Raw genomic sequence first — 21,005 nt, forward strand, 5'->3', positions numbered from 1 at the left:
ATTTTGATTATTGACATAGGTCAATCGTCCTATTAAATTGCATTTGATCATGGGTCACTCGACCGATGCATCGTTCTTGGCCACGCCGGCCGGAAGCCTTTCCCATCTTGTTCTGCCCGCCCGGGCACAAGGAGATCCCCATGAAATCAAGCCTAAGCCTGGCTTTCTGCCTCACGGCCGCCCTGCTGGCCAGCGGTCCGCTCTCCGCCCAGGAGATCAAGTTCGGCCTTCAGGGCACGCTGGCCTATCCCACGAGCGATCTGGGCGACCGGGACCTGCTGGACCACTCGCTGGGCTACGGCCTCGGCGCCCACATGGTGATCGGGTTCCCCGGTGGCCACGCCATCGTGCCGCGGCTGGACTACACCCACTTCGAGAAGGACCACCGCAAGGTCCAGCTGCTCCAGCTCGGGGCCGACTACAACTACTTCTTCTCGCAGCAGGTGAACCGCGGCGCCTACCTCGGGGCCGGCCTCGGCTTCGGCCTGGCGAAGTTCGAGATGGACCTGCCCGGAATGCGCGCCGACGACACTCCGAACGCGGTGCACGGCTCGGTCTCCGCGGGCTACATGTTCACTCCGAACCTGGGTGCGGAGCTCCGGTACGTCCACACGAAGTACGAGCCCGAGCTCTTCGGCACGAAGCCGGAGATCACCTCGCCCACCCTCAACGCGAGCTTCATCTACCGCTTCTGAGGGGCCGGCGCATGCCTGCCGCCGGGCGTTTCCCGGACCGGGGGGGTGCACCTCCCCGGCCTGCGGGTCTAGCCCTCGTGCGGGGCCGGCAGGTCGGTCCGCAGGCCCTGCAGGCAGAACTCCACGAGCAGCTCCGCCTCCTGGAAATGGCTGCCGAAGGGCGGGTACTCGCCCCACAGCACCTTGTTGAGGCCCGACATCGTCCCGTGGCCCGCCACCTGGCCCATGATCGTGGCGCTGAGGAAGGCCACCTGCGCGGCGTTCAGTTCGGGGCGGAGCACCCCGATGCATTTGCGGATCAGGTCCGCCGTCGGGCTGAGGTACTCGTGGATGATCGGATGGAGGCTGGCGCGGGGGGAGCGGAACTCCCGCACCCAGAGCCGGGCCCGGTGGTCCTGGAAGGGCCGGGCCTGGGCCGCGTCCGGAGCGGCCTGCTGGTACATGAAGTGGATCTGCTCGCGCAGCAGGCGGACGGCCCCCTGCCGGTCCCGCGGATCCAGGTCCAGGCCCGGCGCGGGGTGTGGCGACTGCGGCGTCGACGTCTCGAAGATGTACTTGAACACCTCGAGATACAGCCCCTCCTTGTTCCCGAAGTAGTGGGACAGGAGCGAAAGGGGCCGCCCGGCCTTCTCCGCGATCATCCGCATGCTCGTGCCGTCGAATCCATGGTCGGCAAAACACACCAGGGCGGCCTGGAGCAGCGACGTGCGTGTGTCTGGGGCTTTGGGTTCCATGCTGGATCCCAGGATAGCCATACTTCCCTCCGATCCGCGGGCCGGACTGGCCAGGCACCCGCGGCCCCGCCGGCCGTCGCACCCACCCGGGCAGGGACATGATCCGAAGCAGCGCTGCAGGCCTCATCCTCGCTCTGGCCCTCCCCCTTGTCGCGAAGCCGGAGGAGGCCTGGCCCGACCCGGGCCCGCCCTCCAGCCGGGATCTCTTCCCGTTGAACCTGGTCCCGCTGACCTACTGGCCCGTGGGGGCGCAGACTGTGGGTCAGGGACGATGGCGGTTCTCGTTCCAGGTGACCCGCTCGAACACCTTCGAGTTCTCGGATCTGATCAAGGAGCGCCTGCGGCGGGATGCCTCCGGTCGCTTCACCGTGGATCGGGCGGGAGCGGAGGCGTTCGCCGCCTCCCTGGCGGACGAGCCGCTGATCTACTACTTCGACGCGGAGGTCCAGCGCACGGAGCTCAGCTTCCGGTACGGCCTGAGTCCGGAGACCGACCTGGCGCTGACCCTGGGCTGGCAGAGCGTCGACGGCGGCTTCATGGACGGGCTGATCGAGGGGGTCCACCGGCTCGGGTTCGAACAGGCGGGGCGGGAGGCCATCGCGCGGGACCAGGTCACCTCCGTCATCATCCAGAACGGCCAGGTGGTCTTCTTCTCGCAGACGGCGATCCGCCTCCACCCCGTGGATCCCGTGGTCGCCGTCATCCACCGCCTCCACGAGAGTCCCGGGCTGACCGTCAGCTTCCTGGGGGCGCTGCAGGTGCCCGCCACCCGGTTCGCCGGGCAGTTCCGCTCGGACTGGGACTCGAGCGCCGGTCTGGGTTTCCAGTGGCGTCCCGCGGGGAACCTGGTCGTCAACGGGGGGGCGGCCTACCTGCGCCGCGGCCTCAAGGGCGGAGCGGCCCCGAACCCCTTCCTGATCAAGGACCAGATCGCCGGCCACCTGGGCTGGGAGTGGCGCGGGTGGACCCGGGTGCGGCCATTCCTCGTCCTCCTCTACCACGATGCGCTCACCTCCCAGGGGCCGGGGGCCACCCTGGACAAGCCCTCCGTGATCCACGACGTCGGCGTGCATGTCCGCCTGGGCCCCCGCACCGCCCTGACCTTCAGCTACATCAACAACATCACGAACCACGAGAACACCGCGGACATGGGGCTGGCGCTGAGGCTGGCGGTGCGGCCGTAGGGCGGAAATCCCACTCGGAGGTTGGCCGTGCTCCATATTTGGGATCGACCCACCAGAGCGGGATTCGAACTGTGTCTGGCTGCGCCAGCCGCCGGTCCCCGCTCCCGACAGTGCACCGCGCTGTCTCCGCGGTCCCACTCGGAGGTTGGCCGTGCTCCGTATTTGGTGCCGACCCACCAGAGCGGGATTCGAACTGCGTCTGGCTGCGCCAGCCGCCGGTCTCGCTTCGGCGTGCCATCAAGGCACGCCTCGGGCGATCCCACTCGGCCGAAGGCCAAAGGGGGTGGTGAGTGCAGGCGCCCGGGCGGCGCCTGCCGAACCGGGCACCCCCGGCCTGAGGTTCGAATCCTCTCGTCCCGAATGGTCAAAACACCAGAAGGGCCCTCTTTCGAGGGCCCCTCTGGTGTTTTGGTCGGCGCGAGAGGATTCGAACCAATGGATGACGATCGAACATGCGGCCAGGTGCTGCATGTTAATTGTTGATAATAATATTTTTGTAAAGACTGCGAGATTAAGGCCCCTCCCGTCAGATGGCGACAAAGTGGGCCGAGTAAGTTGTCTGATATCAATGGGGCTATCCCTTCCTGTGCTGCGATGTGTGCAGCAGAAACTGGGGTCCGGAGGGGACCTTCTGCAGCACATCGATGTGTCGGCGGAAGCACGTCGGTGTGCTCCGGGCAGCACACAGATGTGCCATGCGACACATCGCTGTGATGAGGGTAGAACCTCCTTCTATCCGCAGGCGCGATAGGCACTTCGGCGAAGTGAGAAGCGCGGCGGGGCCGGCTTTGCTGGAGCCGCACCCGTTGGTGCTCACCAGGAGCATGTCCATGTCTACCCCTTCACTCATCTTGAAAGCAGTTCGGGACGCCGTCATGGAAGAGTGTCACCCGGATACGGGGCTTCCGGGAGCTTCCGTCATCGATCTCCTCGCCATGGCTGGCCTCACGCTGGAGCAGGCTTCGCACAGGCTTGGGATCTGTAAAGAGGATCTGTACCGTGTCTGTTGGCGAATGTGCTGGGACCCTCGAGTCATGGCCGAGATCAACGGTCTGATCCGGGGCTTCGGCTTCGACCACACCGTGATCTGGGGACGGAATCCGTCGGCAGCGTTCGATGGTCCGAAGACCCCCACTGCCTTCGAGGGTGTGCCTGCGTTCCAGGGGAAGCTTGACCTCAGCCGCCACGGCTTGCTGCTGCTGGCGGACTGCGAAACCAGCGGGCCCGACGCCGAGCGCCATCGGGCCGTGGAGGTGGCGCTTCTGAAGGTCGTGGTGGATCGCCGGCCCCAAGGGGGTTCCCGGCTCCTTGGCGCCTTGGACGCCTATCAGGGACTCCAGGATCCGGGGCCTCACCCCGTCAACCTCTTCTCGATGAGGGTCCACCGCATCCCCCTGGGGCACCTGCTGGGGCAGGTCCTGGACGAAGGTGCGCTCGACCGTGTGCTGTCTGGAGTCAGGATCGTGGTCGCGCACAATGCCTCGTTCGACAGGCGCTTTCTCACCAAGGCCATCCCCGCGCTCAAGGGCATGTTCTGGGCCTGCTCCTACCGCGGCGTGGATTGGCGTGAGTTCGGCTGCCCCATCGCCAACCTGAAGACCCTCTGTAGGCATTTTGGCCTTCCGGTTCCCGGCCACCGAGCGGCCGGCGACGTGGCAGCCCTGTACCGACTCCTGGAGCACACCATGCCCGACGGCAAAACGGCCCTTCGCCATCTGGCGGAAGGCTTGGTCTCGCCGGAAGGGTAGACCTGGAGATAAGCGCCCTGATGGAGTGGACACCCTTTGTCCAACCCATTGGCGGAGACTCAGCGATCAGGAGGTAATCAATGATCGCTCGAGTAATCAATGTCCTGGGGGGCGCGCTGTTGGTGGCCAGCATCGGCTGCGCCCCGCCGGCGACGGACCCCAACAAGGGCAACCTCACCCTGGGTGCGGTCCAGACCCGCCTGGAGAACGGCAAGACCACCAAGGCCCAGGTGTTGGAGTGGTTTGGTTCCCCCAACATCGCCACCAAGGACAGGAACGGCGAGGTCTGGAACTACACCCGGCAGGGAACGGCTACCGAGGTGAGCTCCAGCCATGTGGGCGCCTGGATGCTCATTGCCTCAGGTGGGAGCAGCACCGGCTTCAGCCGCAGCGGCAGCTACTCCTTCGATCTCCTCATCCGTTTCGATACCCACGACGTGGTCGTGGACTACAAGGTCCTCCAGACCGCCTTTTAGGAGCCCCACACATGCGCCGAACTCTACTCATCACCCCGGCCCTCCTCTTCCTCGTGGCTTGTGCGCCGCCCGAGCTGACACCGGACCAGCAGATGGCCCTCCGCCAGGCCCAGACCCGCTCCTTCGAAGTGCCCTACGGAACGGTGTTCGCGTCCACCATGACCTATCTCCAGGACAACGCCTACCAGATCCGCCAGGCTGCCAAGGACGCGGGCCTCATCTCCGCCCACAAGGCCAAGGATCTCTCCGGCGCCGAGAAGTTCTGGGGCGCCTTCTTCGCCGGTTACCAGGCCAAGAAGGGCGACTCCTACGAAGTCTCCTTCACCTTCGATCCGATCGACGACGCCAACACCAAAGTCCGCGTGAACATCACCCACGGCACCTTCAACATGGCCGGCGCCAACACCGACGTGCAGGCCGTCACCGATCCTGCCCTCTACAAGTCCGTCATGGATGCCCTGGCCCTCGAGGTTCAGCGCAAGCACCTGACCACCCAGATGCGGCAGGAGAAGGGCGTGGCAACCACTCGATAAGCCGTCGTTCACGGATGGTTGAGTACAGCAACACCACCCTGATGCACTCGATCACTTATTGCGGCGAGGTGAAAAATAGATTACTTCAAGGTGGTTAGAATCAAACAGGATCCCTACATATGACTCAGCCACAACCCGGGCAGTTCTTAAAACGTCGCCGCCGATTCGGACGGGGAGTCGACCTGCTTCCCCACCACGGGGACCTCAACGGGGTGACCTCCCTCGTGGATGTGACCTACCTCGATCCCTGGGCTCACCCCGAGTCCGTCAAAGTAATCTGGCACCTGGAGGAGGGGACGGGGGCCGAGGTCATCTCTTCCCTGACCCTCCCCAATCCAATTGAAGGGCGGGCCGACCACCCTGCGGACCTGGAGGCGATGGTCGATGCATGCCAATGGACCACCCTGGACCGCATGCCCTGCTGGAGCCCAGATCCCCTAGAGCGGGCCCAGCACGCGCCCCATTCGACGTGGTCCGACAAAGAGGACACCGACCAGATCCGCCAAGGGGTGTGTCGGCATCGGGGTCAGCTATGAAAAAGGACAATCGCTGGACTGGGGGCCCCGTCCATCTCGTCTTCCCCCCACTCAGCTCCCAAGAGGTGGGACGGTGCGGTGCTTCCTTCGCTTGGCTAGACTTCAACATCGGACATGGTGAAGAGATGTTCCTCGAAATCTTCGAGGAGCCCGAGTGGGCGGAGCGATACGGTGCCCTCGAGGAGCTGACGGTCGAGGTGACGCCCATGGCGTTGCACACGGATGCGGGCCCCGTGGGCTTGTTGATGTGGCACCTGCTCCATCAGGGAAGGTCCCTGGTCCACTACGAGCACTTCCTCGATCCCACCGGAGCGGATATCCGCCAGCGCATCGCCGCCATGGCCGATCAGACCCGCTTCAAGGTGATTCTTCGGGATAACCAGACCGGCGAGGTCACAGGGTTTTGGGAGCTGGACAACACCTTCTCACCGGCCCTGCTGGCGTTCGTCGAAGGGTGCGTCCGAGCATTTGAAGGGAGTGAGCGAGGCTCCTTGGACGAGCGCATTGCCTTGGTTACGAGTCGCTACACGTCCAAGGACCTTCTCGGCCTGATCAAGCAACACTGAACTAGACGGAGGCAATCCCGGATGTCGATCCAAGTTTCGCTGGTCTACGAAAACGAGCACGGCATCCGTGGCAGTCTTTCCTACGGATTCCCCCGGAAGGCTCCCGGGGAGTATGCCCTCCAGGTTGGTTACACAGGCTTCTCCGAGCGACAGCCCCCTCAGACCATGTCAGAGGCTAAGGAACTGGCCCATGCGGGTCACAGCTATTCGCGGAGACTGAATGACGCAGAGTTGCTCGCCCTGAAGGGCGCATTGGTAGGGGAGAAATGTCCCTACGCCAGGGTGGGGGGCTCCTCCTTCGCCAGAGGGTGCGTGCTCACAGAGGATATGGTGGCCGAGATCGGCGAGCACCTCTTTGCCTTGAAAGAAGTCGGCTGGGACTGGACCCAGCGCATCGACCCGATTCGGTGGATGGTGCTGAACCGGCTCCAAATGGAATACCAAGGGCGCTTGAGGGAACCCTTCTACATAGGGCAGAGCATTCTCATCCGCATCCTCCCCACCCACGACAAGGTCGAGGAGTGCGCCATCGAGGTCTCACCCGAGATCGCGCTGGATCTCGCGCACCAGCTGACTCTGGCCGCCCATAAGGCACTTCCCGCCCACATTGTGGAGATTGCCAGTGTCCATGAGGTTGAGGAGGAGTTGTCATGAGCCAATGGACTCGGGTTCTCTGGAAATGATGACGAATGAGCGACCCAGGCGCCAACCAGCTTGATTCTCAAGCGCTGAGAATTTCTTTCCTCTTGCCACGACTACCGATCTCATCTCTTAGGCCGCCCCATGTCCGCCACACCTCGAATTATTTTGGCACTGCAGGACCCGGAGATTCAGGCGGCCATGAGCCAGGGGGCCTCGAAAGTCCCAAAGGCGGTCTTGGCTTCAATGCTCAAAACCATCCCTCCCAAAGGGGGAATCCGGCCGCCCAACCCAAACAGGGACACCCCCGAGAAAGTCGTCAGCTTCCTCATCAGACGCGAGCATCCGGTGGCGCTCGTATTCTTGTTTCTCGGGCTGCTCTCTTCGCTCCGTTCTGGGGAGTTGGCTGAAAATCGCCGGAAGCTCGTACCCAATCTGCCGGAAGCGGACATCCCCGATCCGGTGGGCCAGGAAGCCCTAAAACTAAGTCCCAACCTGCCCTTGTCTGAATCGGTGCTTGCGTCGGTCAGGGATGATTTGCGCGCTCTTGCCGGGAAGTCCTTTACTGAAGATGAAACGAAAGTCCTCCTGATCCTCGAGCACGCCTGCCCAGAATTGAAAGAGGAAGTGGAGTCCCTGCTCCCACTGGAACCTGGTTCATCCACCTCTGTGCCAAGGGTCGAGGGCGCTGAGGCCGAACCGCTCCCAGAATCTGAAGAACCGAGTGTCTCTGATTCTGAAGAATCTGAGACCTCGGCTGTTCCATCCGAGGAATTCTCAGCCCTGGACAAGTTGCTGTTTCGCGCAGCCGTTGACTCTGTGGCTGGCGTCGACGGCAGCCTTCCTCCCGAGGAAGTGGCAGATCTGGTTGAAGAGCTGATCTACTTGAACACCACTAGGACTAAGTCCTACTTCCATCGCGGGTTCCTGCATGCGCTCACAGGGCCCAGTTTTGTCCCGACCAGGCAAGAAGAGAATCAGGAGCGCAGAGCTTGGGAATGGGCAGGGAAGATCATTGCCTTGGCGCGCTACGATCGCAGGGACGACATCTGCCTCGCGTTTGATGACGCGACGGATCTCGCTCTGCAAATGGCAGAAGGGCGATTCGAGGGGCCTGCCAAGGGTGCCATGCCGCATGTGGCCGAATCCTTGCTGCATTCTGGGCGTTTCCAGGATGCCTGCACCATTCTGAAGCCTGAGCTGGTGCGGCTGTGTCCCGGGAAGTTCATTCCTGGCCTCATCCGGGAAGGACGGCATCTGGTCCGCTCCCGAAGGGTTGAGGAAGCCAAGCGGGTGCTGGGGAAGGGCAGGGAACTCCTCGCCATTGAAGAGATCGCCGAGGGGTGCCCACCAGAATTGCTATACGAATGCGAGCGACGATGGGGACAGGTGCTCCGCGCGCAAGGAGCATTTCGAGAAGCCCGTTCCCATTTCGAGCACCTGCTGCGAGACGGCGGAGCCGTGGCGGAACTTCGGACCGACATGGCGCTTTGCGCGGCCAAGAAAAAATGGCTCGACGATGTTGCGCTGCCGATCCGGAACCAGGAAGTTGGATCACTCCTTCCACAACTCGAAGCGGCCCTCCCCGATTGCATGGCGGCCATAGAGTCGGGTGGAGTGGCCCCTGGAGCCGCCTACATGCTTGGGATTGTGAGCCTTCTCCACAGAAATCAGGAAAATGAGGCGCTCCAGCATCTGGAAATGGCCTATGAGATGGCCCTGTCTCGAGAAGAGGTCTATCCGGATTCTCGATTCTTCAATCAGCTCTGCATGGCCCTGTCCGTGGCCATCTTGCTGGCCATGGACGAGTCGCAATTCGACAAGGCTCACGACCTGATCCATCGCGCATTAGATGATGGAAGAATTACGGAGCTCCCCCTTGATCTCTTCAAACGGGCCATCGAGGTGATTCGGGCGAGCTCCCATCCCGCATGTCTCAGCATTCTTGAAGACTTCGAGCAGCGATGCCCGGAAATCCTGGAAGAGCACCTTCGCAGAAAGGAATTCCTGGAATCGAGTCCCGCCGTCTTGAAGCTGCTCGAGAAGCGCGCCCAATCCAAGGACCGGACTCCAAATGGTCGCTGGAGGGACCTAGAGGCGCTTTTGTCGGCTCATCTTCGATCGGGAAATCAAGTCGAATCCGAAGGCTGCTTGGCCTACATGGAGGAGCTAGCCCTAACCCATGAACGATTGAGTGCGGGATACCTCTCGGTCCTTGAAGATCCCGACCGGGCAGGGGCGATCCTTGAAGACTTCGAGCGACTCGAAGCCATTCGACTGCTCCACCAGGTAAGGGGTCAACGTCGGTCTGAAGGGCTTGTCTTGGCCCAGCTGGCGAGGCTGGCCCTGGGCCAAAGTCAGGCTGAACTGGCGACTGAATACCTGGATTTGGCTCGAGCTTGTGGTTTGAACGCGGCCGAACTGGACATGGAACACCGGTGGGCGAATGAAATCATCGAATCGACCCGCCTAGTCGAGGAGGCTCGGCAACCCCACCCCGTCTCTGTGCTGTTGGTGGGGGGCAATGAGGTCCAGGAACGCTACGACCATGCCATCAAAGAGCACTTCCGTCGCCAGGATCGGCACCTAACGGTCGAGTTCCTTCATCCAGCCTGGAGTAGCAACTGGAATTTCGACCTAGAGGATGTCAAGCGGAGGCTTCCCGGCCATGATGCGCTGGTCGTCATGCGGTTCAACCGCACCCAATTCGGCCGCCATGTCCGTCGCCTGGCTGGAGAGCACGGCAAGCTTTGGTTCGCCTGCACTGGCCATGGGCGGGACTCCATCATTCGGGCCGTCGATCGAGCCGCGGGATTTCTCCGGTCCAGGGCGAATTAAGCAAAGGGCTTTGAAATGGCATCGACGAACCAAACATCTCCCTCGCTTCATCCATGGGATACCTGGGAAGGACCGGCTCTTGAAGAGCCAATTCGAGCCAGCTTTCGGGGCTGCGTCTATTACTTCCACGATCGCAGATCGGCATGGAATGAGACATTCAGCCTGAAATACCCAGGCCACCTGGCCTATCACCTCTCCATGATCGAAGCTCGCCGGGCCATCGAGAAGCGGCGGGTTCAAGGATCGCAATGGAAGATCGAAGAACTTCCGGCACTGGTTCTGGAAGGGGATGTTCACGCATTGGTGGTAACCGAAATCAATACCCGATCTCCTCTGTCCGACTTCACGAACCTGATACCAGACTCTTGGACGCTTGAAGCGGCGGCCAACTTGTTGAACTCCCGCAGGAAAAACAGAACCTCTCGGTTCATCACCCCGAAAGGGACACTGAAGCCTCAAGATCCACCCTCTCGGCGTTACAGCTCGCGCTCTGTCGGTCCAAAGGACAGATACATGCTCTCTTGGGTTGGAGAGCCCCTGGATGTCGATGAACAACCGCTTCAACTGATCATCGCCAGGTGGAACCGTGCTCTCCGGGAATTGGAGGGCAAGGATGCTTCTTCATGTGGCCCAGGATGCAAGCAATAAGGTTCGCATAGCCACCAAAGCAGGAACCCTGTTGGTGCCATCAGTACTTGACGAATTCCACTTGAATCAACGCAATTGCATCTCGTTTAACTGATAAGCTCCAATCATGTCAGCCCAATACACTTCCTTGCAGCCCCTGGACTTCGACCGCCTGCTGAAGCTTCGTCTTGTCGTGGCTAGGGTTGGGGAGCTCGGGTTAGCTGGCTGGTGGGGCACGAAGGATGTCCTCGGCAGTATGGGGGCCATGGCCTATCGGCGCGGATTCCCCAGGTCGCATCACTGGGCCCAGGCCAAAGTCGTCTTCGAGGTGGCGCGGGCCCGTTGCCAGGAACGCTTCCCAGATCCCACGGCCATCACCCTCTGGAGCCTACCGGCCACCGTTGAGGAGCAGTTTGAGCATGCCTGGGGCCGCTGGATTGGGGAGAACGAGGCCTGGAAACCCTTCTTTGATCGGCTGAAGGAGTGGAAGTCTCCCTCACTGACGGAAGCCCTGAAGGCCTTCGATCTGTGGTCCCCAGGCATGGATGTGGCCACGGCCCAGGCGGCCCCTGCCACAGCCTCCCTTGCGCTGGGGACCTTTCCTAGCCTCGACCAAGCGTCGGTGGATGGTCTCGCAGTGGGCTTCTCCTTCGGCCAGCATGGGGAGCCGGTGGTCCCCTTCGTGCGCCTTCAGGAGGCCTGATGGCGGCACCTGAGGCAACGGTCAGTTCGTACGGTGTGATCAAGGGCCCCATGGTCGAGGAGACCTACGCCTGCTTTCGGGCCTGGGACTGGAAGCTGAATCAGAACGAGAACCTGAAGCGCCTCAAGGAGCAAAACTTCGTGGGGGCCGCCAGCGTGAACTGGCTGCGCGATGTTTACAAAGTGCTGCACAGCCGCTTCGACCCCAATGGCAAGGACAAGCCGCTGACGCTCCTGGCCCAGAAGGATCCGGGTCTCGAATCCTGGAAGCACCTGCTCCTCTGGCACTGGGCCCAGGACGAGTATCTGCTCCGCATGTTCCTGCTCGATTGGCTTGGCCCCCGACTCCGGGAAGGCTTCGTGCGCTTCAAGCCCGAAGACCTCCTACCGGCCCTGAAAAAGCTCTGGGACAAGGGCGGCCCGGTGGCCGAGCCCTGGTCCGAGGCGACCACCAAGCGCGTGGCAACGGGCCTGCTGAAGGCCGCTGCCATTTTCGGCCTCATGGAAGGTGGCACGGTAAAGACCCTGGCGACCTACCACCTCCCGGAGCCTTGCTTTATTTATGCCCTTCGATTCCTGCTGGATCGCGAGGGTAGCCCGCGCAAGGCAGTCGAGGCCCCGGATTGGGGGATCTTCTTGATGGACTCGCAGGCCGTGAAGCAAGAGCTCCTGCGCCTCCATCAGTACCGGAAGCTGGAATACCACGCGGCAGGAAGCTTGGTGGAGCTCACGCTTCCCCACGCCAATCTGCTCGACCTTGTGAATGGGTGGTCCTGATGAAGCCCTGGACGGAACGACTCCTCGATCTGGAGGCCCTGTTGGCGAAGCCGGACCCACGGCCCGACATCAGCGCCTACCATGACATGCCGTACGCCATTTTCCATTACCCCCCATCCGAGGAATTGGCCTTTCGACGCGAGATGAACCTGCTGGCCACTCGCCTGCGGAACCAGGCGGCCAAGCGCGTGTCCGTGCTCTCGTTGGCGGAGCTTCTGGACAAGGCTGTGGGTTCAGTCATGAGTTGGCCCGAGCTCATCTCCGACGAGCGCACCATCGGCCTACCCGAAGTGCAGGACACCCTCCACCAGATCCTCTCTGAAGAAGCGCCTTTGCCCGATCTGGTGGCCTCCGAGATGCCCCAGGATCCCGACCCCGAACGGGATGTGGTCTTCCTCTGGCGGACAGGCTCGCTGTTCCCGTTCTACCGGACCTTTGCCTTGCTGGAACAACTCAAGGGCAAGGTCGTGGCCCCCACCATCCTCTGCTACCCAGGTTCGCTGGATGGCCCGGCTGGATTGCGCTTCATGGGCCAGCTTGAAGCTGAACACAACTACCGACCCAAGATTTTCTAGCGGACTGGTGCCATGACCGAACTCATCCGAACCCTCTTCGCCCAGGACATCGACCGGCGCATCGAGGAAGTGATCAAGGTGGACCAGGACGACGAGAGCCTTGTCCGCCAGGAAATCCGCGAATACGTCGCCACGGACGCCATCCAGAGCTCCTTCATCAAGCTCCTGGATCGCTACATGGAGACGCCCAACAAGCCCCACGAGGGCATTGGCATCTGGGTCTCAGGTTTCTTTGGGTCCGGCAAATCCAGCTTCGCCAAGTACCTCGGCGTGGGCGTGGAGAACCGCCCACTGGAGGGCCAAGGGGCCGCAGATCTTCTTGCGGAACGGTTCAAGGACAAAAAGGCCTCCCTGCTGCTTCACGGCATCAACGAGCGCATCCCCACCCATGTGGTGATCTTTGATGTCTCCACCGAGAGGGACATCAAGGCCGGGCAGCCCCTGACGGAAATCACCTACAAGGCTCTCCTCAAGAGTCTCGGATATGCCAAGAACCTGGATCTTGCCGAGCTTGAAATCGCGGAGGAGGAAGGGGGCCGCCTGGAGGCCTTCAAGGCGACCTATCACGAGCTCTACGGCGAGGATTGGGACAAGTCCAAGCACCTCGTCAGCCGTGCCATGGGCCGTGCATCGGCGGTGATGAGCAAGCTGGAACCCCAGACTTATCCTGAGGCCGACTCATGGGCGAAAGGGGCCCGCTCCCAAGCGGAGTTGAATCCTGGCCTCCTGGCCACCCGCTGCAAGACCCTCCTGGATCGCCGGGCCCCTGGCAAAGCGCTGATGTTCGTCGTGGACGAAGTGGGCCAGTTCGTATCCAAGGATGTCCAGAAGATGCTGGATCTCCAGGCCATCGTGCAGCAGCTTGGTAAGACGGGCCGTGGCCGTTTCTGGCTCGTCGTCACGTCCCAGGAAAAGCTGACGGAACTCGTGAGTGGCCTGGATGACCGCACCGTGGAACTGGCTCGCGTCATGGATCGCTTTCCTCTGGAGCTCCAAGTCCATCTGGAGCCCAGTGACATCAGCGAAGTCACCAGCAAGCGAGTGTTGGAGAAGAACTCTGCCGCAGAGGCCAAGCTCCGCAAGCTCTTTGATGAATGCCGTGCGCGGCTGACGGCCAGCACCAAGGTCGAAGCCTCCATCAAGCTGCCAGAGCTCTCCGCCCAGGCCTTCGCAGACCTCTACCCGGTGCTTCCCTACCAGGTGGATCTGATCATCCAGATCGTTTCGGGCCTCCGCACGCAGGGAGGTGCCTCCAAGCACGTGGGCGGCGCGAACCGCACGATCATCAAGCTCGCCCAGCAGCTTCTGGTGAACCCCGGTGTGGCCCTGGCGGACAAGCCCCTCGGACAGTTGGTCACGCTCGACAAGGTGTACGACCTCGTGAGCGGCAACATCGAGAGCGAGATCCGGGGCAAGATCCAGGAAACCGGCCAGCATGTGGGGCACCCTCTGGCCCCCGACGTGGCCAAGGCCATCTGCCTCCTCCAGTTCGTGCCCACGGTGCCCCGTACGCCGGAGAACCTCGCGGCGGTGCTCCACCCCTACATCGACGCCGACTCCCGCCTGCCGCAGGTCAAGGAGGCCCTCGGGGAACTGGAAAGGGCCCTTCTAGTGCGCCAGGACGGCAAGGGCCAGTACCGCATCCCAAGTCCTGTCGAGGACGACTGGGAGCGCCGCCGCAACGCCCTTGAGCTCAGGACGCCCGACCGCAACAAGCTGCTGCGGGACATGCTCACATCCTTCTGGGAGCCTCAGCCCTCCCAGAACCTCCAGGGCGTGAAGCAGTTCAAGGCGGGCCTGCTCTTCAACAGCACCGAGCTCGTGGATGGGGACATCCCGGTGAACCTGCACCTCCTGGAGGAAGGGGCCGGATACGCAGAACGGCTTGAAGACCTACGCCGCCGAAGCCAGACCGAGCCCCTCACCCTCTTCTGGGCCTGTGCCACGAATCCCGATCTGGAGGAGGAGCTCCGGGAGTTGTTCCGTTCCCAGGAGATCCTCAACATCAAGCGCAGGGAAGCCCAGACGCCGGAACAGAGCCACCTCCATAGCGAAGAGACGCGGCGCATGGGCAACCACAAGGACGAGCTCCGCCGTCGGCTCAAGGAGGCCGTCCTGGGTGGCACCGTCTACTTCCGGGGCAACGACCGCAGCCCGGCAGGGGCCAGTTCCGTCGACGCTGCCGTGAAGGCCCTTCTAGGACAGGCTCTGCCGGAGGTCTACCACCGCTTCGACGAGGCTGCGGCCCGTGTCGATGCGAAGGATCTTCAGGCCCTCATGGGGGCCGACAGCCTCAAGGGGCTGACCCCGATCTTCAACAAGCTCGGTCTGCTCAAGGAGGAGGGCGGTAAAGCCCGCTTCGACGCGGAGCGCCCGCCACTATCGGATGCGCTGGCCCGTATTAAGGCTGCGGCGGACTATGGCAACACCATCACCGGCAAGATGCTGGAGGAGCAGTTCCGCAAGGAGCCCTTCGGCTGGGATTTCGACATGGTGAAGCTCCTGGTCCTCTGCCTCCTCCGGGCGGGCTTGATCGAGGTCCAGAGCGCGGGCCGCAGCTTCGACGATGCCCGGAGCATGGAGGCCAAGACCGCCTTCACCAACAACACCGCCTTCCGACAGGCCTCCTTCCGCCCCAAGGAGACTGTGGATTTCGCCGTGGTATTGCAGGCCGCCGAGGCCTTCAAGGCCACCTTCGGGAAGGAAGCCAAGGAACTGGAACAGGGCAAGGTCGCCCAGGACATCCGCGCCGAACTGGAGCGCCAGGAGCAGGAGCTCCAGGCCATGCACACGCTGCTGATCCGCCACAACCTCCCCGGCGAGGAAACCATCCAGCAGGCCCTCGATCTGGCCCGGGATGTTCGGGGAGGCAAGGAAGAGCACACCATCCAGGCCTTCCGCAGCAACCACACCACCCTGAAGGACGCCATCCAGCAGGCTTCGGAACTGAAGCGGAACCTGGACGAGCCAAAGCTCTTCTCACTCCAGAAGGCCCGCGAGGTGCTTCGCGGCCCCTGGGCCTTCCTGAGCACCGAACCGGAGCTTCCGGAAGACCTCAAAGATGCTGGGGCTCGGCTGAAGGACCTCATTGAGAAGGAGAGCTTCCACCGGGAAGTGGCCGAGATCGAGCGCCTCGGCATGAAGCTCCAGGACGCCTTCCGAAAGCTTCAGGAAGACGCCTTGGCAGCGCGGGCCGAAGCCTACGAGGCGGCCCTGCATCACCTTCAGGGCATGACCGGGTGGGCCGACCTGGATGAAGACCAGCGGGCCACCATCGCCAAGCCCCTCACAGATCTGGCAAGCGCCTACTGCGATCAGGCCCCACCCGTTCCCCAGCTTCGCGCCGACAAGGATGCGGCCCCCCTGCGGCTCCAGAAGGCTCAGGAGGAGATGATGCGCCTGCTGGAAGGCGAACGACTGGTGAGCCTTAAGCTGGCGCAGTTTTTCAATGGCGGTATCGAGAACGCGGACCAACTGGAAGCGGCCCTCGACGAGATCCGCAACGCCTGTGCGCCACTGCTGGCATCCGGCAAGAAGGTGGTGTTGCAGTGATGACCTGGGCCGAGCGCTTCCAAACCTTTTTCAGCCGTCCGGAGTTCCTAAAGGAGCTTGCGACTATCTGTTCCGCCGAAGGCTGCCGGGAAACCTGGCTGCACGGCAATGCCTTCATTCATTTCAATACCCGAGGGAAGCAACTCGCCCAGGAATCCTTTCGAGTGAACTCCCATCCTCTTTCCGCCCAGCATCGAGGAGGGAAAATCGATTTTGCTGCATATGAGGGAGATCAACTCCGGATGATTGCAGAGTGCAAATTTCTGGGCGTCAGCGACTATTACGCCAAGGGACTCGCAGGTTGTGGAATCAATCGCCTGAAGCAGCTTCAACGAGATCCCAAAAGGCGCGGACTGACCTTCACCAAGGACGATTTCTCCGCCTTCGAAATGGGGGCATGGAGCCTCCTTCGCGACTACCAGAGGCTCTCGACAAGTTGGCCTGCCAAGCGTGATGTGGAGCGCTACCTCATTCTGGTTCTGGATAAGAGCAATACTCCCGATTCCTTCGGAGCGCTGCTGGATCAGGCGGAGTTCGGTGGCCCCCATACGCCACTGATCTCCTCTGACATTCCGAACCTCGCCGTCAAGCTCTGGCGCGTGGAGACGGAGTAGCCGGTATGGACGCTCAACTCGTCAACCTCATCGCCTCCACCACCCAATCCGCCCGGCGTCTTCTGGAGCGGGAATTCGCCGAACAGTTGGAAGGCAGCTTCGACCTGAGGCCCGCCGGCCCCCTGCCAGAGAAGGCGGGCAGCCACTTGGACGCTCGTCAGGCCCTGCTGCGGGACAAGCTGTATGCCCTCGTTCGCCACAAGATGGCGGCGGGCAAGTCCCAGGCTCAGGCGGTCCAGGAGGTTTGCCATGCAGCGGCCTTCACGACCCTGAACCGCTTTGCGGCCCTCAAGATGCTGGAAGCACGTGGGCTCATCCAGGAGTGCGTTTCAAAGGGTGACCAGTCCTCCGGCTTCAAGGAGTTTTGCGGGCTGGCCCAGAGCCTCGCCGTGCAGGAGGGGGCCTACGCCCTCTACCTGGGCTGCCTCTTCGACGAGCTCGCGGTGGAAGTGAAGGTGCTCTTCGACCGGCAGGAGCTCTCCGGCCTGCTCTGGCTCCGGCGGCCCGCCCTGCTGGCCCTACTCGAACTCCTCAATGCTCCGACCTTGGCCCTCGCCTGGGTCGAGGACGAAACCATCGGCTGGACCTACCAGTACTTCAACAGTCTGGATGAGCGCCGCGAGATGCGGGCCGCCAGTGCGGCCCCCCGCAACAGCCGGGAACTGGCGGTGCGCAACCAGTTCTTCACGCCCCGCTACGTAGTGAAGTTTCTGGTGGACTACACCCTGGGCGAGCTCTTCCAGAAGGAGCCCAAGGACCCTCGCGATCTCAAGGTGCTGGACCCCGCCTGCGGCAGCGGCCATTTCCTGCTCTACACCTTCGAGGTGCTCCTGGGAATCTACCGGGCAGCCTGGGAGATGGAAGACCTCCCGCCGTCCACCGTTTTGGGGAAAACCCTGCGCGAGGACTTTGGCACCTGGGAGGCCCTGGAGAAGGCCATACCCGCCCTTATCTTGAAGCACAACCTGCACGGCGTGGACATCGACGGGCGCTGCGCCCAGATCGCGGCCCTCTCCCTCTGGATGCGGGCCCAGAAGACCTTCCAGGCCCAAGGCATCGCCGCCGGAGACCGACCCCTGATCACCAAGGTCAACATCGTCGTGGCTGAGCCCATGCCCGCTGAGAAGGACGAACTCCAGGCCTTTCTGGACCAGCACCTCTCTAGTGATGTGGAAGCTCGCATGCTGGGCCAGCTTCTGAAAGAGGTCTTTGAGGCCATGAAGCTGGCTGGGGAACTGGGCAGCTTGCTGAAGGTGGAGAAGGCCATCGCCGCCACCCTGGAGGCTGCGGAAAAGCAGTGGCGACGAGGCATCCAAGGTGTCGCCCCACGGAGCCTCTTTGGGAGCGATACGGCGATTTCCCAACGTCAAAGGCTGGAGTTCGAAGTCTCGGGTATTGACCGTAGCTTCTGGCAGGAAGCTGAGGCACGGCTCTACAAGGCCCTCCAGGCCTTCGCCGAAGAAGCGACCCGCATGCAGGGCTACCAGAGGCAACTCTTTGCCGAGGATGCGGCTCACGGTTTCGCGCTCATCGACCTTCTTCGCCAGAATTACGACGTGGTGCTGATGAACCCGCCATTTGGAGAATGCTCCTTACCTTCAAGGACTCTATTCCAAAAGGATTACCCTAGAACCAAGTCCAACTTATACGCTGCATTTGTGGAGCGAGGCGTTGATCTATTGCGACCAACAGGGCGTTTGGGTGCGATTACGAGTCGAACAGGATTCTTTTTGTCGACATATTCGCGTTGGAGAACCGAGATAATGTTAAAGGAATCGACGCCTATTTACGTAGTTGATTTGGGCTTAGGCGTTTTAGATGCAATGGTTGAAACTGCTGCATATATTATCGAGAAACAGTGATGCCTAAAACAATATTCATTCGACTCCTCGCTGAACAGGACAAGGAAAAGGCTCTTGATACAGCAATTCATTCAATTCGAACAAATAAACCAAATAGTAATATTTATGAAGTTGAGTCAGATACCTTTAATTATATCCCTGGTAGTCCCATGGGGTATTGGGTTAGTGATGCAGTGCGTTTCACTTTTAAGAAATTTTCAGCCTTCGAGTCTGAGACCAGAACTGCATGCCAAGGTATGGCTACAGCAGATGATATAAGATTTGTAAGAAATTGGTGGGAAAATCCAAAGTTTGAAATTAATAAAGAATGGTTTTTCTTTGCAAAGGGCGGTGCTTATAACCAATACATTGGTCAGCCAAATTTGGTTGTGAATTGGGCACACGATGGCAATGAATTAAAATCTTGGGCTGGATCACTTTATAACAACTCTCATTGGTCGAGAATTATTAAAAACGTTAGCTGCTATTTCAGGCCTGGTATTACTTGGTCCCTCCGAAGCCAAAAAGGTCTCTCGTTCAGGGCTTTACCCAAAAATTGCACATTTAGCGTCCAAGGCCCTTGTGGGTTTTTACAAAATAATGAACCCAATGATTTATTAATCACCTTGGGTATTATGAATAGCTCGTGCTTTTTAGGACTAGTAATGCTTCAATCTGCATTCGGAAAATTTGAAGTCGGGATGATTCAAAGATCGCCGATGCCAATTGTGAACAGCAAGGAGAGAAGCACTATATTAACTCAAGTAAATAAAATTGTAGCAAATAAACAATATTTAGAATCATTTGATGAAACGAATACTAACTACACTAGTCCGATTAGTTGGACTACCAATTTTCAATCATTGCTGAATCTTTTCTCGGAGCACGCCCAAAAAGTTCTATTACTAGAAGAAGAGAATAAAATTGCGCAAGAGCAGATTAATTTAGCGTGCTGGGATATTTTTGGTATTACGGAATCTGATCGCCAAGCGCTTTTATCTCCAACACCCGCTGTGCAGCAAGCGGAGAATGAGGAGCCCGAAGAAGACGATAGTGCTGAAGAAATTTTTGTTGAATCCATCTCGAATTCAGCCCTCGCTGGAAATTTCTGTTCATGGTTATTTGGGGCTGCAATCGGAAGGTGGGACATTGGCATTGCTACAGGTAGGACCATACTAAGTCCAATTCCGGGACCCTTCGAGAGCTTGCCAGTGGTTAGCCGAGGCATGCTAGGAAGTGCAGAAGGTATTCATCCCTCCCTAGACGTTCATGGACGGTTTTTACCTGAGCATGATCTACTTCTAGATGATAATGATGAAAAATTGGATCTAGTAAGACAAGTTCGCGGTGTGTTGGAAAGCGTAGCCGGGAATCATGCTGATTCCTGGTTCATAGAGCTTGAGAGTTTGCTCAATTCAGACTTGCGCACCTGGTTCCGTCGCTCTTTTTTTGAACATCACCTAAAACGCTATACCAAGAGCCGACGCAAGGCCCCCATCTACTGGCAGCTTGGCACGCCCTCGGGTAGCTACTCTGTGTGGCTCTACTACCCGCGCCTCACCCGCGACAGCCTGTTCCGCCTTCTGAACGACGTGGTAAAGCCCAAGGTTGCCTACGAGGAACAGCGACTCGCAGGGATGCGGGAGCAGAACGCCCGGCGCACCGAACTGGAGCCCCAGGAGGCCCTGGTGGAAGAGCTCCAGGCCTTCCGGGACGAGGTGGCCCGCGTGACGCCCCTCTTCGACCCCAATCTGGATGATGGCGTCCTGATCAACGCCGCCCCGCTCCACCGCCTGTTCGTGCATGCCGGATGGCGGCGGGACACTCAGGCCGCCTGGGCCCAACTGGTGCGCGGCGACTTCGAATGGTCCAACATGGCCCTCCACCTCTGGCCCGAACGTGTGATCCCCCTATGCGCCGAGCAGCGCCATCTGGCCCTAGCCCATGACCTGGAGGGGCCCTTGAAGACCCGCAGCGTGGATGATCTGGTCGCGGCCCACACCCGGCCCGCCGTGAAGGAATCCCTTCAGACCCTGCTCAACGCCTCGCCCCAGGCCGGAGGCCGCTCGGCAGGCCGACTCGCACGGGCCCCACGCGCCCCCCGTCCGGCTCCGGAACCCCTCACCGCTGCGGAACCCACGCCTCGGGCCCCCCGTGCCGGCGCCGAGGTGCCCGAAGCCACCCTGGCCGCCATCCGCGAAGTCCTGGCCCGCTTCCCCGGTGGGGCCGCAAAGTCCGATGTCCTCTCCGCCACGGGCATCCCGGACGGCACCTGGAACGCCGCCATCTCCCAGCTACTGGCTACCGGCGATGTGGAAAGCCAGGGCGAGAAACGCGGAACTCGCTATTTCCTGAAAGCCTGAGGAGT

At 60.9% G+C, this 21,005-nt stretch carries 16 protein-coding genes; 15 read left to right on the top strand and 1 reads right to left on the bottom strand.

Features of this window, described 5'->3' with window-relative positions:
* Nucleotides 1-140: 140 nt before the first annotated feature.
* Complete coding sequence (locus QSJ30_RS01715; RefSeq protein ID WP_285606056.1) at nt 141-695, top strand: outer membrane beta-barrel protein; 555 nt, start codon at nt 141-143, stop codon at nt 693-695.
* Between the two features lie 68 nt (nt 696-763).
* Here QSJ30_RS01715 and QSJ30_RS01720 read toward each other — a convergent pair whose 3' ends face one another.
* A complete protein-coding gene (locus QSJ30_RS01720; protein ID WP_285606057.1) occupies nt 764-1,429 on the bottom strand; it encodes a TetR/AcrR family transcriptional regulator in 666 nt (221 codons plus the stop codon).
* 98 nt (nt 1,430-1,527) lie between these two features.
* On the opposite strand from QSJ30_RS01720, the gene QSJ30_RS01725 reads away from it, so the two are divergent.
* The 14 genes from QSJ30_RS01725 to QSJ30_RS01790 all read left to right on the top strand — a co-directional run bounded on the left by QSJ30_RS01725 (nt 1,528) and on the right by QSJ30_RS01790 (nt 21,000).
* Nucleotides 1,528-2,613 (top strand): DUF3187 family protein, encoded by a 1,086-nt coding sequence (locus QSJ30_RS01725; protein ID WP_285606058.1) that lies wholly within the window; start codon nt 1,528-1,530, stop codon nt 2,611-2,613.
* Between the two features lie 1,034 nt (nt 2,614-3,647).
* The gene (locus QSJ30_RS01730) at nt 3,648-4,361 is read left to right on the top strand and encodes an exonuclease domain-containing protein (protein ID WP_285606059.1); all 714 of its coding nucleotides are present in this window, start codon (nt 3,648-3,650) and stop codon (nt 4,359-4,361) included.
* An 80-nt stretch (nt 4,362-4,441) separates the two neighbouring features.
* Complete coding sequence (locus QSJ30_RS01735) at nt 4,442-4,837, top strand: hypothetical protein (protein WP_285606060.1); 396 nt, start codon at nt 4,442-4,444, stop codon at nt 4,835-4,837.
* 11 nt (nt 4,838-4,848) lie between these two features.
* Complete coding sequence (locus tag QSJ30_RS01740) at nt 4,849-5,370, top strand: hypothetical protein (RefSeq protein WP_285606061.1); 522 nt, start codon at nt 4,849-4,851, stop codon at nt 5,368-5,370.
* Nucleotides 5,371-6,031: 661 nt separating this feature from the next.
* Nucleotides 6,032-6,472, top strand: a complete 441-nt coding sequence (locus tag QSJ30_RS01745; protein ID WP_285606062.1) for a hypothetical protein — start codon at nt 6,032-6,034, stop codon at nt 6,470-6,472.
* Nucleotides 6,473-6,493: 21 nt separating this feature from the next.
* On the top strand, nt 6,494-7,126 hold the full coding sequence (locus QSJ30_RS01750; RefSeq protein ID WP_285606063.1) for a hypothetical protein: 633 nt from the start codon (nt 6,494-6,496) through the stop codon (nt 7,124-7,126).
* Between the two features lie 129 nt (nt 7,127-7,255).
* Nucleotides 7,256-9,949, top strand: coding sequence for a hypothetical protein (locus tag QSJ30_RS01755; protein ID WP_285606064.1), 2,694 nt, complete (start codon nt 7,256-7,258; stop codon nt 9,947-9,949).
* A 754-nt stretch (nt 9,950-10,703) separates the two neighbouring features.
* The gene (locus QSJ30_RS01760) at nt 10,704-11,279 is read left to right on the top strand and encodes a BrxE family protein (protein ID WP_285606065.1); all 576 of its coding nucleotides are present in this window, start codon (nt 10,704-10,706) and stop codon (nt 11,277-11,279) included.
* A complete protein-coding gene (locus QSJ30_RS01765; protein ID WP_285606066.1) occupies nt 11,279-12,055 on the top strand; it encodes a BrxA family protein in 777 nt (258 codons plus the stop codon). Before QSJ30_RS01760 ends, QSJ30_RS01765 begins: the two co-directional genes overlap by 1 nt.
* Before the next feature lie 41 nt (nt 12,056-12,096).
* Nucleotides 12,097-12,630: a BREX protein BrxB domain-containing protein gene (locus QSJ30_RS01770; protein ID WP_285606067.1), complete on the top strand. Its 534-nt coding sequence runs from the start codon at nt 12,097-12,099 to the stop codon at nt 12,628-12,630.
* Between the two features lie 12 nt (nt 12,631-12,642).
* Complete coding sequence (brxC, locus tag QSJ30_RS01775) at nt 12,643-16,182, top strand: BREX system P-loop protein BrxC (RefSeq protein WP_285606068.1); 3,540 nt, start codon at nt 12,643-12,645, stop codon at nt 16,180-16,182.
* Complete coding sequence (locus QSJ30_RS01780) at nt 16,182-16,796, top strand: hypothetical protein (protein WP_285606069.1); 615 nt, start codon at nt 16,182-16,184, stop codon at nt 16,794-16,796. Before brxC ends, QSJ30_RS01780 begins: the two co-directional genes overlap by 1 nt.
* A 5-nt stretch (nt 16,797-16,801) precedes the next feature.
* Nucleotides 16,802-18,658 (top strand): Eco57I restriction-modification methylase domain-containing protein, encoded by a 1,857-nt coding sequence (locus QSJ30_RS01785; protein WP_285606070.1) that lies wholly within the window; start codon nt 16,802-16,804, stop codon nt 18,656-18,658.
* Nucleotides 18,658-21,000, top strand: a complete 2,343-nt coding sequence (locus QSJ30_RS01790) for a BREX-1 system adenine-specific DNA-methyltransferase PglX (protein ID WP_285606071.1) — start codon at nt 18,658-18,660, stop codon at nt 20,998-21,000. The genes QSJ30_RS01785 and QSJ30_RS01790 overlap by 1 nt, the downstream gene beginning before the upstream one ends.
* Nucleotides 21,001-21,005 lie beyond the last annotated feature (5 nt).

Origin of the sequence: Geothrix edaphica, from assembly GCF_030268045.1 — a bacterium.
Taxonomy (GTDB): domain Bacteria; phylum Acidobacteriota; class Holophagae; order Holophagales; family Holophagaceae; genus Geothrix; species Geothrix edaphica.

Coding starts and splice junctions, on each gene's coding strand:
- QSJ30_RS01715 (WP_285606056.1), top strand. CDS start 141: ATGAAATCAAGCCTAAGCCTGGCTTTCTGCCTCACGGCCGCCCTGCTG.
- QSJ30_RS01720 (WP_285606057.1), bottom strand. CDS start 1,429: ATGGAACCCAAAGCCCCAGACACACGCACGTCGCTGCTCCAGGCCGCC.
- QSJ30_RS01725 (WP_285606058.1), top strand. CDS start 1,528: ATGATCCGAAGCAGCGCTGCAGGCCTCATCCTCGCTCTGGCCCTCCCC.
- QSJ30_RS01730 (WP_285606059.1), top strand. CDS start 3,648: ATGGCCGAGATCAACGGTCTGATCCGGGGCTTCGGCTTCGACCACACC.
- QSJ30_RS01735 (WP_285606060.1), top strand. CDS start 4,442: ATGATCGCTCGAGTAATCAATGTCCTGGGGGGCGCGCTGTTGGTGGCC.
- QSJ30_RS01740 (WP_285606061.1), top strand. CDS start 4,849: ATGCGCCGAACTCTACTCATCACCCCGGCCCTCCTCTTCCTCGTGGCT.
- QSJ30_RS01745 (WP_285606062.1), top strand. CDS start 6,032: ATGTTCCTCGAAATCTTCGAGGAGCCCGAGTGGGCGGAGCGATACGGT.
- QSJ30_RS01750 (WP_285606063.1), top strand. CDS start 6,494: ATGTCGATCCAAGTTTCGCTGGTCTACGAAAACGAGCACGGCATCCGT.
- QSJ30_RS01755 (WP_285606064.1), top strand. CDS start 7,256: ATGTCCGCCACACCTCGAATTATTTTGGCACTGCAGGACCCGGAGATT.
- QSJ30_RS01760 (WP_285606065.1), top strand. CDS start 10,704: ATGTCAGCCCAATACACTTCCTTGCAGCCCCTGGACTTCGACCGCCTG.
- QSJ30_RS01765 (WP_285606066.1), top strand. CDS start 11,279: ATGGCGGCACCTGAGGCAACGGTCAGTTCGTACGGTGTGATCAAGGGC.
- brxC (WP_285606068.1), top strand. CDS start 12,643: ATGACCGAACTCATCCGAACCCTCTTCGCCCAGGACATCGACCGGCGC.
- QSJ30_RS01780 (WP_285606069.1), top strand. CDS start 16,182: ATGACCTGGGCCGAGCGCTTCCAAACCTTTTTCAGCCGTCCGGAGTTC.
- QSJ30_RS01785 (WP_285606070.1), top strand. CDS start 16,802: ATGGACGCTCAACTCGTCAACCTCATCGCCTCCACCACCCAATCCGCC.
- QSJ30_RS01790 (WP_285606071.1), top strand. CDS start 18,658: ATGCCTAAAACAATATTCATTCGACTCCTCGCTGAACAGGACAAGGAA.